Origin of the sequence: Sulfolobus tengchongensis (genome assembly GCF_036967215.1) — an archaeon.
GTDB classification, from domain to species: Archaea; Thermoproteota; Thermoprotei_A; order Sulfolobales; family Sulfolobaceae; genus Saccharolobus; species Saccharolobus tengchongensis_A.
On sequence record NZ_CP146016.1, the window covers coordinates 132,387 to 147,500 of the forward strand.

Consider the following 15,114-nt stretch of genomic DNA (forward strand, 5'->3'; position numbering starts at 1 on the left):
AATTCCTCAAAATGAGGCTAATGCTCTATACTTAGCCATTTCAAGAGTTTTTTTATAGCATTCTATTAAAGAGTTCACTGCGACATCCCATCTAAACTTAGTCCTAACTCTATTTATGGCATTCTCACGCACTTTATTCCAATAATTTACATCATTTATTCCAAGTTCACTAACGTTGTGCAATAATTCACTTTTATTATTCTCTGATGCTTCTGATAGATATAACGCAATTTTTATAGCCTTAGCTAAGTCGTCTATGCTTTCGGGTTTTGCTAATAATCCCGTACCATTATCTTTGTCCTCTCTAATATCAACTATAGTTTCCCTTAAACCCCCCACAGCATAAGCTACTACCGGTAACCCCACAGCCATAGCTTCTATTGAATTTATACCGAATGGTTCCCATCTAGATGGTATTACAAACACTGAAGATGCGTAATGAAACAATTTATATAGATCATGATTCATTCTACCCACTATTAATCTTACATTATCTCTTATCTCTGCTGCTCTTTCTATTATGTCCCAGAGTAAGTTATAGTCTCCAGATGGTATTCCAAAAACCAAAAGTCTAGCATTATTTATTTCATTTACAATTATTTTCATAGCTCTTAAAAGCAAATCTATACCCTTCTGATATACCAATCTTCCAGTGAATAGCATTAAAGGTCCTTCTGCCAGATCATCATATGTCCAATCATCCCTTAATCCTAATCTGCCTCTATTATTCCATAACATATTGCCCGTTATATAATCTTCTGGAATAACTCTCAAAGAATGTAATGACGAAAGAAGCTTTCTTCTTAACTCTTTTCTATCTGTGGTTCCATATGTTGTAGTAGCCTTATTTTTTACCTCCTCTACATCCCAATCCGTGCCATTATATGTTACGCAAGACTTGTTAGCGATCCAATTTCCGGCGAAGTTAAATACGTCAAAACTCAAATAGCTGTAACTAACACTACTTATCATATCAGCTTCATAACAACCAAACTTCTCTATTTTTCCGTTCGAAAGAACATCCCATACATAAGAATATTTGTAAAGTTTATGCATTGATACCATCCAGATATAATGAGAGCAATCTTCTATTCCAGCCCAGTCTTGAGAGGCGTAATGCCACGGCGCACCTACGTAGTTTAATAAGTGTATAGTATAAAGGATTGGCATAATTATTCTTCTTTCCTCTAGGACTTGTTTAATTTTGACAGCTGGTATTACCGCATGCCAATCTTGTGCGTGTATGATGTCTGGGAGATTTTGTAGATTATTTAAGACAAATCCCTCTAAGCCTCTAGCCAATAACGCTGATTTCTCCATCGAATTATCATAGATGTTCCACGAATCTAATATTCTACCTGTATTATAATCTAATCCCTTTACTAAAATTACTTTAAAATTATCTAATTTTCCCTCTTCAAATCCAATTTTATAAGGATAATAATTATAATCTAGGCCTTTTCTATTTCCCTCTATTCTTAAGTCAATATGTTTCAGATTTAGAAGAGATCTGTAGTAATCGTCTAGGTGTCTGCCATGAGAAGGCATGAAAACGGTTACATCTAATCCCTTTTCTGCTAAATGTTTAGCCATATTGTAAGTAGCGTTACCCAATCCTCCCATACTTGCTACTTTTTGTAACTCAAACGTTATCATCCATACGTTTTTAATATCCTCTGGAATCCAAAGTGATTCAATCCTTTTCATTTCCTAACCACAGCCTTAAGTTCTTTAAATGAGCTTTAAACCTTTCATCTCTCATTACTACTTCCATGAATTCCTTTTCATTCCATGCTATTGAAGCTCTTTTATTTCCTAAAGTAAATATATATGGCTCATTTTTTATACTCAGTTTCTGAAGCTCTTCATGTATAAATGCTGTTATCGCATAGAACTCATTTATAAACGCGTCTATAGGAGAGCCAAAAGCGTTAAAGTACGAATGAACTTCAGCAGGACCGCCAGAGCCTAGGAAGAGGTAGTAGTAATTGTCACTTGTTGTAAAATATCTCCAGACCTTTAAATACTCGTTTCCTAATTCTTTGGAAGGCATCTCACCCCTTCTTACCGCATCGTCATAGGCCCACTGCATTATATTACCCAACCAGCTCTTTTCGTCCTTTTCAATATCTGCCCATGACGTGGTATGATCTATATCAATCTCATGATATACGTCATTGTAAACATCTTTTGGCGTTACCATTTCAACTTCTCTTTTACTTAATTCTATTGGTAGCCATCTAAGAAACTCAAGAATACCAGTATGTTCTTTATGATGCTCTCCAAACGTTTCGTAGTCTATGAAAATTAACCCTACGTTTCCCTCACTTGCGCTTATCCAATCTGCATATTTAGAAGCTGTTAATGGATATTGATCCCATTGCGGATTAGAAAATCTAAATGCAATATCATCACTTAGTCTGTAATTTCTAAAAAGTATTCTAATTTCATGCTGTTTTAGCTTATAAACGTAATTTGGGCTTCTGCCCTTTAGATTTCTTTCAGTACCTTCACTTAATATCATTTTAAATCCCATTTTTTCAGCTTCTTCAACAATCTCCTTGTTGGTTATTAGTTCAGTATTTTCAAATGTAGTAGGATTCTGATCAAAGTACGTCCTTATCGCTTCTTTATGCATTTTAACTTGCTCTTTCCATTCACTCTTGTCTTCCCATAATCCAGTTACTGAGTGATAGTATGTTTGGGCTAGAAATTCTACCTTATGAGTGTATGATAATTGCTGAAAAAGTTCTATAACTTCTTTTCCCCATCTTTCTGCTTGTTCAAGGAAAGTCCCTGAGATAGAAAAAAAGTACTTTATTTCTCTTCCCTCCTCTTCCGCTCTTTCAATAGAGTTAAGTATTATGCTAGTTGCTGGAATATAGCAATTCTTTTTTATTCGCTCAAATATTTCCCTATTTCTTTCAGTATCGAAAAATCTATCTTCAAGATTTTGCCTAAATCTAGGATTCCAAAAGAAGTCCTTTCGGATTCTAAACGGTTGATGAACTTCAAATCCTAATATTATCCTTTTCATATCCTTTTATAAGTAATGCATTCATAAATATTAATTGATGGCAAATTGGGATTTATCAGATATAAAGGTTATAATACCAATAGGCGGTGAAGCGACTAGATTACGTCCGTTGACTATAGAAACCTCTAAGGCTGCAGTGAGATTGCTCAACAGGCCACTTATAGAATATACAATATTAGAATTAGCCAAGCAAGGTATTAAGGAGTTCATCTTTGGTGTAAGGGGGTATGTAAACTATAGATCACTGTTCGACCTATTTAAGGAGGGTATAGGATTTTCAGCTAGATATAAAATAAAGCCTAGGGTTCATTTTAAGTATCAACCCAGAGTTGATAGTATCGGTAATGCAGATTCCGTGAGGATAAACGTAGAGTATTATGATATTAACGAACCTATTATAGTGGTTCAAGGGGACAATATCTTTAAGTTAGATGTAAATAAGGCATTGGAGTTTCATGAGTCTAAAGGCGCATTGATGACTATAGTGTTGAAAGAATATGAAGGAGATTTAAGCGAATTCGGTGTAGCTGACGTAACTGAGAGTTATGCTATAAAGAAATTTGTCGAAAAACCTAAAAGGAAAGAAGAGGCTCCCTCTAATCTGATAAATACTGGAATTTACATATTGTCACCAGAAATAAGAAAGATATTGAGAAGTAATGATATAATGGAAATGTATAAAATGGGTAAAATGGATTTTGGGAAAGACTTTATTCCATATTTAATAAATAAAGGCTATCCAGTTTACGGATATCCTATGAAGGAAATATGGTTCGATATAGGCACGCCAGAGAGATACCTAGATGCGATGATTACACTATTACGTACGTTGCCAGATTCAGAGATTGGAGGTAAAAGAATAGATCCAAATAGACGTATATTTGTACAAGGCGCAAGTCCAGACTCCAGAAAAAGGAGACGAGAGATTCAGAGGAAATTTAAACAAGGCCTTATTAAAATGGAGGGTGACATACTTATAGGTAGACATTGCCAGATAGGTAACGATACTTATATAGAAGAATCTAATATAGATAACTTTACCATATTGGGGAAGGGTGTGAAAATAATAAGAAGCGCAATCATGGATAGGGGCTATATTGGTGATTATGCATATATTGAAAATTCCATCATAGCTAGACATGTAGAAATAAGGTCTAGCCTAGATAGACCAGTTAGGATAATAAATAGTGTAATAGCAGATGATGTAGTAATAGGTGAAGGTAGTGAGATTATAAATTCACGAATCTACCCGCATAAAATTATAAATTCTGGTAGTAAGATCCATGATACAATATTAACATAAAATATTAGCATAAAAAGGCATTTACCATGAGAGTTTCTTCGATAGGAAATGGTAGGCTTTTGATTAATTTTGATGAAAAGGGAAGAATAGTTGACATTTATTATCCTTATATAGGAATGGAAAATCAGACTTCCGGAAATCCAATCAGAATTGCAATTTGGGATATTGAAAAAAATATATTGTCCTTAGATGACGAGTGGAACACAAGTATATCATACTTAGATGACGCTAATGTAGTTGAAATTAGGAGTGAGATTAAAAAACTAGGCTTGTCTCTCCTTTCCTACAATTTTGTAGATGTAGATGAGCCAATATATTACTCTATCATAAGGCTAGTAAATAATACAAATATTCAAAAAAATGTGAAAATGTTCTTCATACATGATATAAATTTATATTCGAATCCTTTCGGAGATACCGCATTCTATGATCCATCAACTTTCTCAATAATTCATTACAAGTCTAAGCGATATTTGGGATTTAAAGCATTTACAAGTACTTCATCCTTCTCGGAGTATAATATAGGGAAAGGTGATCTAATTGGAGACATTTACGATGGACACTTAGGCCTTAGTGGAATAGATAATGGAGACGTCAATTCAAGTTTAGGTATTGAGTTAAGAATTGAACCTAATTCCTTTTCAAAAATATATTATTTAATTGCGGCAGATAGAAATTTAGAAGATTTAAGGCAAAAAATAAGAAAAATAAACTTTGCAACTGTAGAGACTTCATTTACGCTAGCCTATATGTTTTGGAGAAATTGGTTAAAGAAGAATAGATTAAAAAATGATCATTTGATTCAAGATATTAAAAGGATATACGACGTTAGCTTACTCGTGATAAGAAATCACATGGATATTAACGGTTCGATAATAGCCTCTTCAGATTTTTCCTTCGTGAAGCTTTATGGAGATTCATATCAATACTGTTGGCCAAGAGATGCAGCGATAGCAGCTTATGCGCTAGATCTTGCCGGGTATAAGGAATTAGCCTTGAAACATTTTGAGTTTATCTCGAACTTAGTTAGCTCAGAAGGTTTTCTTTATCATAAATATAATCCCAATACAACTCTTGCCAGTTCTTGGCATCCTTGGTTTTATAAGGGAAAGAGAATATATCCAATTCAAGAAGATGAAACGGCATTAGAAGTTTGGGCAATTGCAAGCCATTATGAAAAATATGAGGATATAGACGAGATAGCTTCTATCTATAAGAAATTCGTTAGACCAGCTTTAAGGTTCATGGTATCATTTATGGAGGAAGGATTGCCAAAGCCATCTTTTGATTTATGGGAAGAAAGATATGGTATCCACATTTATACGATCTCTACAGTTTATGGCGCGTTAACTAAAGGTGCAAAGTTAGCTCAAGATATAGGGGATGAAATCTTAAGTGAAGACTTAGTTGACACTGCGAGTCTATTGAAAGAAATGACTTTAAAAAGGATGGTTTATAATGGGAGGTTCATTAGAAGGATAGACGAAGAAAACAATCCAGATTTGATAGTAGATGCCAGCCTTTATTCACCATTCTTTTTTGGCCTTGTAGATGCTAATGATAAAATTATGATAAATACTATAAATGAAATTGAAAATAAGCTGAAGGTAAATGGAGGTATAATAAGATATGAAAATGACATGTATCAAAGAAGAAAAAAGGAACCAAATCCTTGGTTAATTACTACGTTATGGATAGCCGAATATTATGCATCGATTAATGATAAAATTAAGGCAAACGAATATATAAAGTGGGTAACCAATAGGGCATTACCAACCGGCTTTTTACCCGAGCAAGTAGATCCAGAAACCTTTGAACCTACTTCTGTTACACCTTTAGTTTGGTCTCACGCGGAATTCTTAATAGCAATTAATAAGCTTTTAAGTTAAATATAACCCTTGGATGTTTACCTTAGACCAATGTGAGGAGAACGAGTGGGTTCTGCCAACTAGAACAGGTGGTTATGCATCATCAACAATATGTGGAATTAACGCTAGAACATACCACGGTTATTTGGTAGTACCCTTAAATCCTCCTCATCATAGGTTTTTAGTTCTCTCGAAAATTGAGGATTTCCTATTAATTAATGGAGACGAATACCCAATGTCCACAAATCATTATCCTAACGTTTACTATCCAGACGGTTACAAATATTTGACTAATGTCAATAAAAATAGTAATAATAAAGTAGTTTGGCACTACGACTTTGGTTATTCACAAGTAGATAAAACTCTCATAGTTCATAAGGGCTATAACGCAATAACAGTGACCTATAATGCTACGAAGGGTAAGTTTAAGATATGTCCCTTCATTACTTTTAGAAGTCATCACATAGCTAAAAAGGCCCAAAATGAATTTTTCACTTATGAACTTTTATCTCCAAACATTGTTCGTATATTCTATGATGGTAAAAGAATTTTAAATATGGAATTCTTTGAGAATTTTAAATTGATTGAAACTAATTATTGGTATTATAATTTTATCTACAAATTAGATCAAGAGTTAGGTAATAACTATATAGAAGATTTATATAATCCATTTTGTGTGATATCCTCTTCAAACAGATTTTCTGTTATTGCGTATTATGATGAAAGGCCTAAAGAAATTAAAGGCGAAGAAAACGAACATTTCGACATTTTGAGAATGTTATCAGTTGCTGGAAAGGACTTCGTAGTTAAAGGTAAGAATGGCTGGGCAATTATCGCCGGTTATCATTGGTTTGATGAATGGGGGAGGGACACTTTTGTATCTTTAGAAGGGCTATTATTAATAGACAAACAATATGATATCGCAAAAGACATAATCTTAAGGTATCTTAGCCTTGAAGATAAAGGAATGCTACCTAACAACTTCATCAGCTATAACGGCGAGCCAGTTTATAGGGGTGTTGATGTTTCGCTTTGGGCTATAAACGCTATTTACAAAACTTACCTTTACACTGGCGATAAGGAATTCATAAGAAAAGTGTTCAACACAGTGTTAGATATCGTTGACTGGTATTCTAAAGGAAATGGGATAGTCTATAATATCGACAATCTCATCTTTCATAAAGGCGCTCCTAGGACATGGATGGACGCATCTTATGATAGTAGGATTGTAACTCCCAGGGAAGGAAGTGCAGTTGAGATAAATGCTTTGTGGTATAACGCATTGAAAATTACGGAATTTTTAGCGAAGGAATTGGGTGATAATGGTGAAGGATTTGCAGAAAAAGCGGAAAAGGTTAAGAAATCATTTATAGAGAGATTTATTTCACGAAATGGTCTTTACGATTATATAGATTGGGATATGAGACCTGATGATAGTATAAGGCCAAACCAAATCCTTGCAATCTCTCTCCCCTTTCCAATAATTGATAATAAGCACTTAGCGTTAAATGTACTCTCAACAGTGGAAAATAAGCTTCTCAGACAATACGGTTTGAGCACTTTAAGCAGAGATAACCCGAGTTACAAGCCAGTATACAAGGGAGACAGAAAAAGTAGAGATGAAGCTTATCACAATGGCCCCATATGGCCTTGGTTATTAGGAGCGTATATTGATGCTAAGTTGCGATTAGAAAGTAACGTAATAGAACTTAAACTTCTCCTAGAGTATTTTAACCCACTACTCTCACACGCGACTAAAAATCAAGGATATATTCCAGAAATATTTGACGATATTCCTCCATACAAGCCAAGAGGATGTATAGCTCAAGCTTGGAGTAATGCAGAAGTATATAGAGCGATCGTAAACTTATCTAAACTTTAATGGATAAGTTTTTTAGGGATAAGCAAATAATCTATGCTTATGAAATCTAGGATATTAACCTTAACTTCAATATCTCATTTCATTAACGACGGAAATAGTTGGTTCTTTCCCATCACCTTCACTTTCCTAATAACTTACCTAGGCCTAACTAAGCTAATAATTGGTATATTATCAGGAGTATTCTTCTTCGGCGTATCAGCCTTAACCTCACCACTAGTGTCAAGGGTAGCTGATAAGACCAACAATTACTCTGGAATAATGGGAATAGGAATATTGCTATGGGGAATTAGCTTAATACTATTTGGTTTTTCACTTCAACTTCGCTTATTGCCGCTAATATTCCTAGCAGTTGGGCTTGCGGGATTTGCTTCAACATTTTATCATCCATTAGGTGCGGCTATGCTTTCAATAACCTATAAGGGAAGCGCAGGATTTGCACTAGGAATAAACGGATCTATGGGTAGCCTTGGAAGAGCAATATATCCAACACTAACTTTAGGGTTATTTGCTCTACTCCATAGAAATATGGTTATAGATTCCATAATATTAGGAATAGTATCAATAGTTGCAGCAATTCCATCATTGATATTTAAAATTACAATATCAAAGGAAGATCCTAAGCCTATACAGCAACAATCTGCCAGTAGAAGCACACTATCTGTAATAATAATTCTTACAATAACTGCATTTTTAAGAAGTGTATTTGGCCAAGGTATATCACAATTCTTACCTACGCTATTAGTTGAAAATTATGGCTATTCTTATAACGTTAATTTAGGTGAGATAATAAGTATAGCATTAGCGGCAGCTATAGTAGGGCAACCACTATTGGGTTTACTATCGGATAGAATTGGAAGAAGATTAATTTACGGAATCTCCACATTAGGGGCTGGTTTAGCTATGTTGAGCTTTTTAATAATACCTAATGTAAGCTTATTGGCACTCTTCGGCTTCTTCAACTTCAGCGCATTTCCTTTAATGTTATCAATAGTTGGGGATTTTGTACCTAGAAATTCCTCTGGATTCGCCAACTCTCTAGTCTGGGGGCTGGGGGTTACAGGAGGTGGTGCCGTAGGCCCAATAATTGTAGGTGCTATATCACAAGTTACGAATCTAGTTTTTGCCAGTGAAATTGTTACAATAATGGCATTTATTGCTGCTGGTTTAGTGTTGCTAATTCCTAAACCACCAAAGAGAAGTAAAGTTCCATTATTTGGATAATTTTTTTATCCATAAATTACATACATATATAATGGCTAGAAGAACAGAAAAAATACTTGGTGGTGTAATAACCCTTATCATTCTTAAATCCCTAATAGAGGAACCAAGACATGGTTATGAGTTAGAAAAGATAGTTCTTGAGAAACTGGATTATAGATTACCTGAGGGTTCAATATACGTCATACTCAAGAATATGACAAAAAGGGGATTAATTGCTTCTCAAAAAGCTAAAAATAGTAAAGGACAAGAAATAAAGAAATATCATATAACTGAAAAAGGTAAAGATTTTCTCATGTCTCATGAGAAACCTCTAATAGCAGTAAGAAAAGTTATAGATGAATTAATAGAATTTATCATTGAAGAAAAACAGAGAGCAAACCCTCAATGAACTTATCCATTTTCTCTAAGATCTCCTTCTTATTATCAGATATATTGTACTCTCTACCTATTTCGCTGGGTCTCTTATACCCTATCCTTGTAATACCATTCTCGAACCATACTAGAAACCTTAACGGTAACTCATATGCGATGCTTCTATTTTCAAACATTAAAAGTGTACCAACTTTAGGATTTCCAAAATAAATCACCTTTGTTGGATCCAAATTAAGTCCTACCTTTTTAGCATTCTCAGAATGATCAATAATAGCGAAAATTTCAGCTCCACTATTCTTTATCGCATTTATAAGTCTTTCCACACACTCATCGAAGCTTAATCGGCACTCTCTGATCACAAGCATTGTAACACTACCCTTTAAGATCGTAAATAAAACTTTACCCAAATTTCTCCACGTCTAATGAGAAGTCTAACGACCTAGAGCTATGTGTAATATACCCGCTAGATATCACATCTACACCAGTTTTAGCGTACTCTTTAACGTTGTCAGGAGTTATCCCTCCCGATGCTTCTAAGATAATCTTTCCTTTAAGCTCATTTACAATAGGAATGATCTCATGAGGTCTCATATTATCTAGTAGTATGGCGTCAGCTCCGGCTTGATATGCCCTTATTGCGTCTTCATATGATGATACCTCAACTTCAACGACTTTAGTAAAAGAGACCTCGTTCTTTATCTTTTTTACTAAACCCTCTAAATCTCCGTATAGTGATATGTGATTATCCTTTATCAAGACCGCATCGTATAAATTATATCTATGAGGATCACCTCCACCTAATTCTATAGCGTATTTCTCGAAAATTCTAAATCCAGGTGTGGTTTTTCTAGTACCGGCTATCCTTACATGGGGATCTACCTCTTTAGCTTTCTTAACCATTAGATTAGTAATGGTTGCAATTCCAGAAAGTCTACCAATAAAATTCAGAACAAACCTTTCCACACTTAATACATTACTAGCATCGCCATCAAAGACTAGGATCACGTCATTTCTCTTAACTTCACTACCATCCTTAATGCTAGCAATTATATTAAAATTCAGATATTTTAGAAAAGGCAAAATAAATCTATTACCTGCTAATATTCCTTGATCTTTACATTTGACGTATCCTCTAGCTCGCATTCCCTCTAAGTATTTTGAAGTTATATCTTCCGGGATTAAATCTTCTTCAAGATAGTCAATCATCCTTTTAACGTAAACCCAATCAATCAACTTAGCTCACCATCCTAAAGTATATTCTCTTGCCATCTTTCCACGTTTTAAGAGGGAAGTCATCTCTATAATGTACACCTCTACTCTCAGTTCTCAAAAACGCTGATTTAGAGGCTAATAATGATATTAGGGACGCAAAGGATTCTGGAGTATTTGAAATTGTATCAGCATTTTCATAAATACTAATTAACTTTGATAAGCCCTCAGCATTTCTAATAATTCCCAGATAATTCCAATTATTTTCTCTAATCTCCTCTATGGTTAATCTAACCCCACTTTTTACTCTTATTCTCTCAATCTTCATGAAATCGTCTACTTCTAACCCTTCCCATCTATCAATATATTGAGGTATATTAATGCCGTAAACTAAATTTTGAGCTAAGGAATTGCTAGCCAATCTATTTGCACCATGCAAACCAGTATCTGAAACCTCACCTATTGCGTAAAGCCCTTTAATATTACTTTCTCCCCTCAAATTTACCCTAATTCCACCTATTGTAAAATGAGCTCCTGGAAAAACCTGAATCTTCTTCCCGTATTTTTCTACATATCTGCTTAAAATTGGGAATTTTTTCTCAAAACTCCCAATTTGTGAAAGGTCCATGTAAACCTTATGCCCTTTCTGATACTGATCATAAATTGCTCTACTTAAGATATCTCTGGAGGCAAGTTCACCTCTAGCATCATACTGAAAGGCAAACCTCTCTCCCTTATCATTTACCAGTATCGCTCCTTCACCCCTTAACGTCTCAGTCAACAGATATGGTTCGTTTCCGAAGAACCCTATAGTTGGATGGAATTGAATAAATTCCATGTCTGAAACTAAAGCACCAGCCTTAAAGGCAATTGCTATCCCCTCACCTAAGTTCGTATCTGGATTCGAAGTAAACTTGAAGAGATACCCATATCCGCCAGTGGCTAAAATCACTTTATCAGCATCTATGACTCCTCTTTTCTCAGTAACGAATCCAGTTATCCTTCCATCTTTAGTTCTTAACCCCAATAACCTATCTTCAATAATGTTAACACTTTCCTTTAATGCTAAATTTAAGAGAAAGTTAGTAAGTTCTCTTCCAGTTTCATCAGTCTTATGTAGAACTCTTCTCTTAGAATGACCTCCTTCCAATCTCAAATCGCTATCGAAAATAAACCCCCACTCTTCAAGAGTCGAGATCACATTACGTATTTCATGGGTAACATAATTGACTACTTTTACGTCACATAGACCATCACCAACTCTTATGGTATCTTGAGCGTGAAGATCTGGAGAATCGTCAGCACTAGTCGCTACGGCAATTCCACCCTTAGCCCAGTAGCTCGAACCTGATCTGATTTTTTTGGAAATTATCGTTACTTTATATCCAGCTTTACGTAATGATATTCCAGCGCTCAGTCCAGCTACGCCACTTCCAAAGATGTAGATCATAATCGAACATGTGTTCTGTTAAATAAAAACTTTTTTTATAATAAAAGTTTTTATACCAGGAGGATATACGAACACTTGTTCGAACATGGGTAAAATCGAGGAGATAATAAATCAGATAAAGAGATTAAAAAAGGAAAAGAATGCAATAATCTTAGGGCATAACTACATGGATTATTCAATACAATTAGTATCTGACTTTACTGGAGATTCTTATGATTTAGCGTTAAAGGCGATGAAGACAAACACCGACATCATCGTATTTGCTGGAGTATACTTTATGGCTGAACAAGCATCTGCATTAAACCCAGACAAGAAAGTACTATCACCGGATCCTAATGCAGGTTGTTCTTTATCAGACTCATTAGATGTCAAGACATTAAAACAATATAAGGAAATGTACCCACATGCACCAATAGTACTTTACATTAATACTAGCATTTACGTCAAAGCTTTAGCTGATTACATTGTTACTTCATCAACAGCAGTAAAAGTAGTACAAAAACTAAATGCAAATACTATACTATTTGGACCAGACGCAAATCTAGCTAACTACATCCAACAAAAAGTTCCTCATAAGAGAATAATTAAAGTACCTCCTAATGGCAGGTGCGTAGTACACGCAAACTATACTAGACAATTAGTTGAACTTGCGAGAAGGAAATATCCAAATGCAATTCTAATTTCGCATCCCGAATCGCCCTTAGAAGTCTTAGAGGCCTCAGATTTCGTAGGTTCAACAAATCAGATGATACAGTATGCAAAACAATCTCCTTATAACGAATTCATAGTCGCAACTGAAATAGGAATGATAAACGCGTTACAGATTAACGTACCTAATAAGAGATTTTACCCCCTAGTAACTACTGAAGCTTGTGCATGTGCGAGATGTCCCTATATGAATATGATAACGTTAGAGAAAGTAAAGAAATCCTTAGAAGAGGAAATCTATGAAGTAAAAGTACCACAAGAAATTGCGCAGAAAGCGAAAGAAGCCTTTGAGAGAACTGTGAAACTACTTGAAAGTTAAGAATTACGTTCCAATAAAGAGATGTCGCATATTATCGTTATATTAGATACGAAGTATTTTGTTCAAACCCTAATTACGTTACCGTTTTTTGAGTATATCTCAGAGATATTTAGAATAAGAAAGTAACCCAAATTAGTCGTGGGCAACAGCAGGGAGTATCATTGGCTAGGACAATAGTACGAAATACCTCATACTTTCTTCTCGATGAACCCTTAAGCAATCTAGATGCTAGGGTAAGAACGACAGCTAGAGGTGAACTAAAAAGAATCCAGAAGGAACTAAAGGGCACTTTTATTTACGTTACTCACGATCAAAAGGAAGCTTAGCAGATAGAATAATAGCAGTACTTCATGCAGGAGAATTCGAATTATGAATATCCTAAAACTAAATGGATAGCACAATTGGCGGGAGAATTTCCGATGTTGCCAGGTGAAACTGTAGGAGAAAAAGTTCAAGAAATAGGATTTAGGCCAGAGTGGGTCCACGTTGGAAAAGGTAACTTGACTTGCTACGTAGAATCTGTGGAAGCTTTAGGAGAGTCCAAGTACTTGCTCTGTAACTATAAAGGAAGCGTATTAATAATTCTCTTACAAGAATATTATGATGTAGGATAAGAAGTCAAATTTGAGATAGAAAAGTATAGAAAATTTAACGATGGAAAACTAATTGAGTGAAAAGCTCTTTGCTTTGCAAAATTTGCGTTGTTTCTTTTTATCTAAATATGCATAAGATTAACTTTATTCATGATTACTCTATATTTTATATATTCGGATTAATAATTACAACTTCAATTACCCTGACTCTCCTAGTCTTACTTGAGTCAATCTTAAGGCTTATAACTTTTAAAGTCATATTTAATTCTTGGATGTTCTAATTGGTCTTTGCTGAAAAATGATGAATGCACGTCAGGGAGAACACTGGTAATAAGTAAATGTTGAGGATCTTAAGGGATAATTTAGTATTATCTGCTTCTCTTTCACGAGAGTGTCTTGAGTGAGAAAAATCCAGTGAATAATTATTTGAAATCTATCTCATTAATGAAAAACTGAATAATACTTAAGTTGGGCAAATTGACATCTATGTTAGCCAATTTAACCTCTAATTAAGTGATAACTTGGAACATAGAATTAATTTTATACTTTATATTAAAATAAGCTGAATTTTATGCAATCCTGACACTCACTCGTGAAGGAGTTGTGCTAACAATTCTGAAGATTATTAAAAGTACTGGATTGAATGCTAAGATATTACACGAGATGATGCTTAATGTGTATTTTTCACGAACTAGTTTAAAAAAATATTATTTATTATATAAGGAAAAACCCTTGCGTGAAACCTTTTAGACTGTAAAATAATAAATAATTGCTGATTTCTAAAATGTATTTTACTTAAAAAAAAACTAAATAGATTATTTGACCTCCAGTTTCACCTAAAAATTTATAGAAATATATCATAATAGAAAGTTCTCAAAAATCTCAATTTTAAGCTAATTTACATAAATTGTGAATTAGACATCACCGCAAAAACTTTCCAGAAATAGCAATGCCTTTAGCCTTTATAACATTCTAACCAATTCAAATTAAAAATATGTTAACTTCCCTTATTTTTTCGAAATCCTTATCCTTTGTTAAGATGGCCAATTTTCTATTTATCGCTTGAGATGCTATTAGTATATCCACTAGCCCTATTAACTTTCCACTATCCTTTAACTCCTTATATATCGATGAGGCCGTTACACTATCCCT

General features: G+C 34.5%; 12 protein-coding genes and 1 pseudogene (1 of these 13 cut by a window edge). 7 read left to right on the top strand and 6 right to left on the bottom strand.

The genetic code is table 11. The features are described from left to right. Positions 1–6: 6 nt before the first annotated feature. Both V6M85_RS00810 and V6M85_RS00815 read right to left on the bottom strand, forming a co-directional pair. Positions 7–1,707, bottom strand: coding sequence for a glycogen synthase (locus tag V6M85_RS00810; protein ID WP_338601791.1), 1,701 nt, complete (start codon positions 1,705–1,707; stop codon positions 7–9). Further along, positions 1,694–3,037: a glycoside hydrolase family 57 protein gene (locus V6M85_RS00815; protein ID WP_338601794.1), complete on the bottom strand. Its 1,344-nt coding sequence runs from the start codon at positions 3,035–3,037 to the stop codon at positions 1,694–1,696. Before V6M85_RS00815 ends, V6M85_RS00810 begins: the two co-directional genes overlap by 14 nt. A 37-nt stretch (positions 3,038–3,074) precedes the next feature. Between V6M85_RS00815 and V6M85_RS00820 the strand changes: the two genes are divergently transcribed. Genes V6M85_RS00820 through V6M85_RS00840 form a run of 5 tightly spaced genes read left to right on the top strand, consistent with a single transcriptional unit; the run spans position 3,075 to position 9,699 of the window. Then, complete coding sequence (locus V6M85_RS00820; RefSeq protein ID WP_338601797.1) at positions 3,075–4,340, top strand: NDP-sugar synthase; 1,266 nt, start codon at positions 3,075–3,077, stop codon at positions 4,338–4,340. 26 nt (positions 4,341–4,366) lie between these two features. After that, positions 4,367–6,229, top strand: a complete 1,863-nt coding sequence (locus V6M85_RS00825) for a glycoside hydrolase family 15 protein (protein ID WP_338601800.1) — start codon at positions 4,367–4,369, stop codon at positions 6,227–6,229. 13 nt (positions 6,230–6,242) lie between these two features. Then, positions 6,243–8,090, top strand: a complete 1,848-nt coding sequence (locus V6M85_RS00830; protein WP_338601803.1) for an amylo-alpha-1,6-glucosidase — start codon at positions 6,243–6,245, stop codon at positions 8,088–8,090. Positions 8,091–8,129: 39 nt separating this feature from the next. Beyond that, positions 8,130–9,311 (top strand): MFS transporter, encoded by a 1,182-nt coding sequence (locus V6M85_RS00835; protein ID WP_338601805.1) that lies wholly within the window; start codon positions 8,130–8,132, stop codon positions 9,309–9,311. A gap of 31 nt (positions 9,312–9,342) precedes the next feature. Continuing rightward, entirely contained in the window at positions 9,343–9,699 is a 357-nt protein-coding gene (locus V6M85_RS00840) for a PadR family transcriptional regulator (protein WP_338601808.1), read from the top strand. Here the strand turns inward: V6M85_RS00840 and V6M85_RS00845 are convergent. The 3 genes from V6M85_RS00845 to V6M85_RS00855 are packed head-to-tail and all read right to left on the bottom strand — an operon-like array spanning position 9,665 to position 12,342. After that, positions 9,665–10,048, bottom strand: coding sequence for a DUF302 domain-containing protein (locus tag V6M85_RS00845; RefSeq protein ID WP_338604851.1), 384 nt, complete (start codon positions 10,046–10,048; stop codon positions 9,665–9,667). The two genes, V6M85_RS00840 and V6M85_RS00845, sit on opposite strands and share 35 nt — an antisense overlap. 34 nt (positions 10,049–10,082) lie before the next feature. Next, entirely contained in the window at positions 10,083–10,916 is an 834-nt protein-coding gene (nadC, locus tag V6M85_RS00850; RefSeq protein WP_338601811.1) for a carboxylating nicotinate-nucleotide diphosphorylase, read from the bottom strand. Position 10,917: 1 nt separating this feature from the next. After that, positions 10,918–12,342, bottom strand: coding sequence for an L-aspartate oxidase (locus V6M85_RS00855; RefSeq protein ID WP_338601813.1), 1,425 nt, complete (start codon positions 12,340–12,342; stop codon positions 10,918–10,920). Positions 12,343–12,427: 85 nt separating this feature from the next. Between V6M85_RS00855 and nadA the strand changes: the two genes are divergently transcribed. Next, positions 12,428–13,369, top strand: a complete 942-nt coding sequence (nadA, locus tag V6M85_RS00860; protein ID WP_338601815.1) for a quinolinate synthase NadA — start codon at positions 12,428–12,430, stop codon at positions 13,367–13,369. A 113-nt stretch (positions 13,370–13,482) separates the two neighbouring features. Next, positions 13,483–13,980, top strand: a pseudogene (locus V6M85_RS00865) (ATP-binding cassette domain-containing protein); the annotation flags it as partial. A 963-nt stretch (positions 13,981–14,943) separates the two neighbouring features. Here the strand turns inward: V6M85_RS00865 and V6M85_RS00870 are convergent. Beyond that, positions 14,944–15,114, bottom strand: the 3' portion of a protein-coding gene (locus V6M85_RS00870) for a type II toxin-antitoxin system VapC family toxin (protein ID WP_338601817.1). The gene runs 195 nt beyond the window's last position; the window shows 171 of its 366 coding nt (coding positions 196–366); its start codon lies beyond the right edge, outside the window — the gene reads right to left on this strand; it ends in the stop codon at positions 14,944–14,946.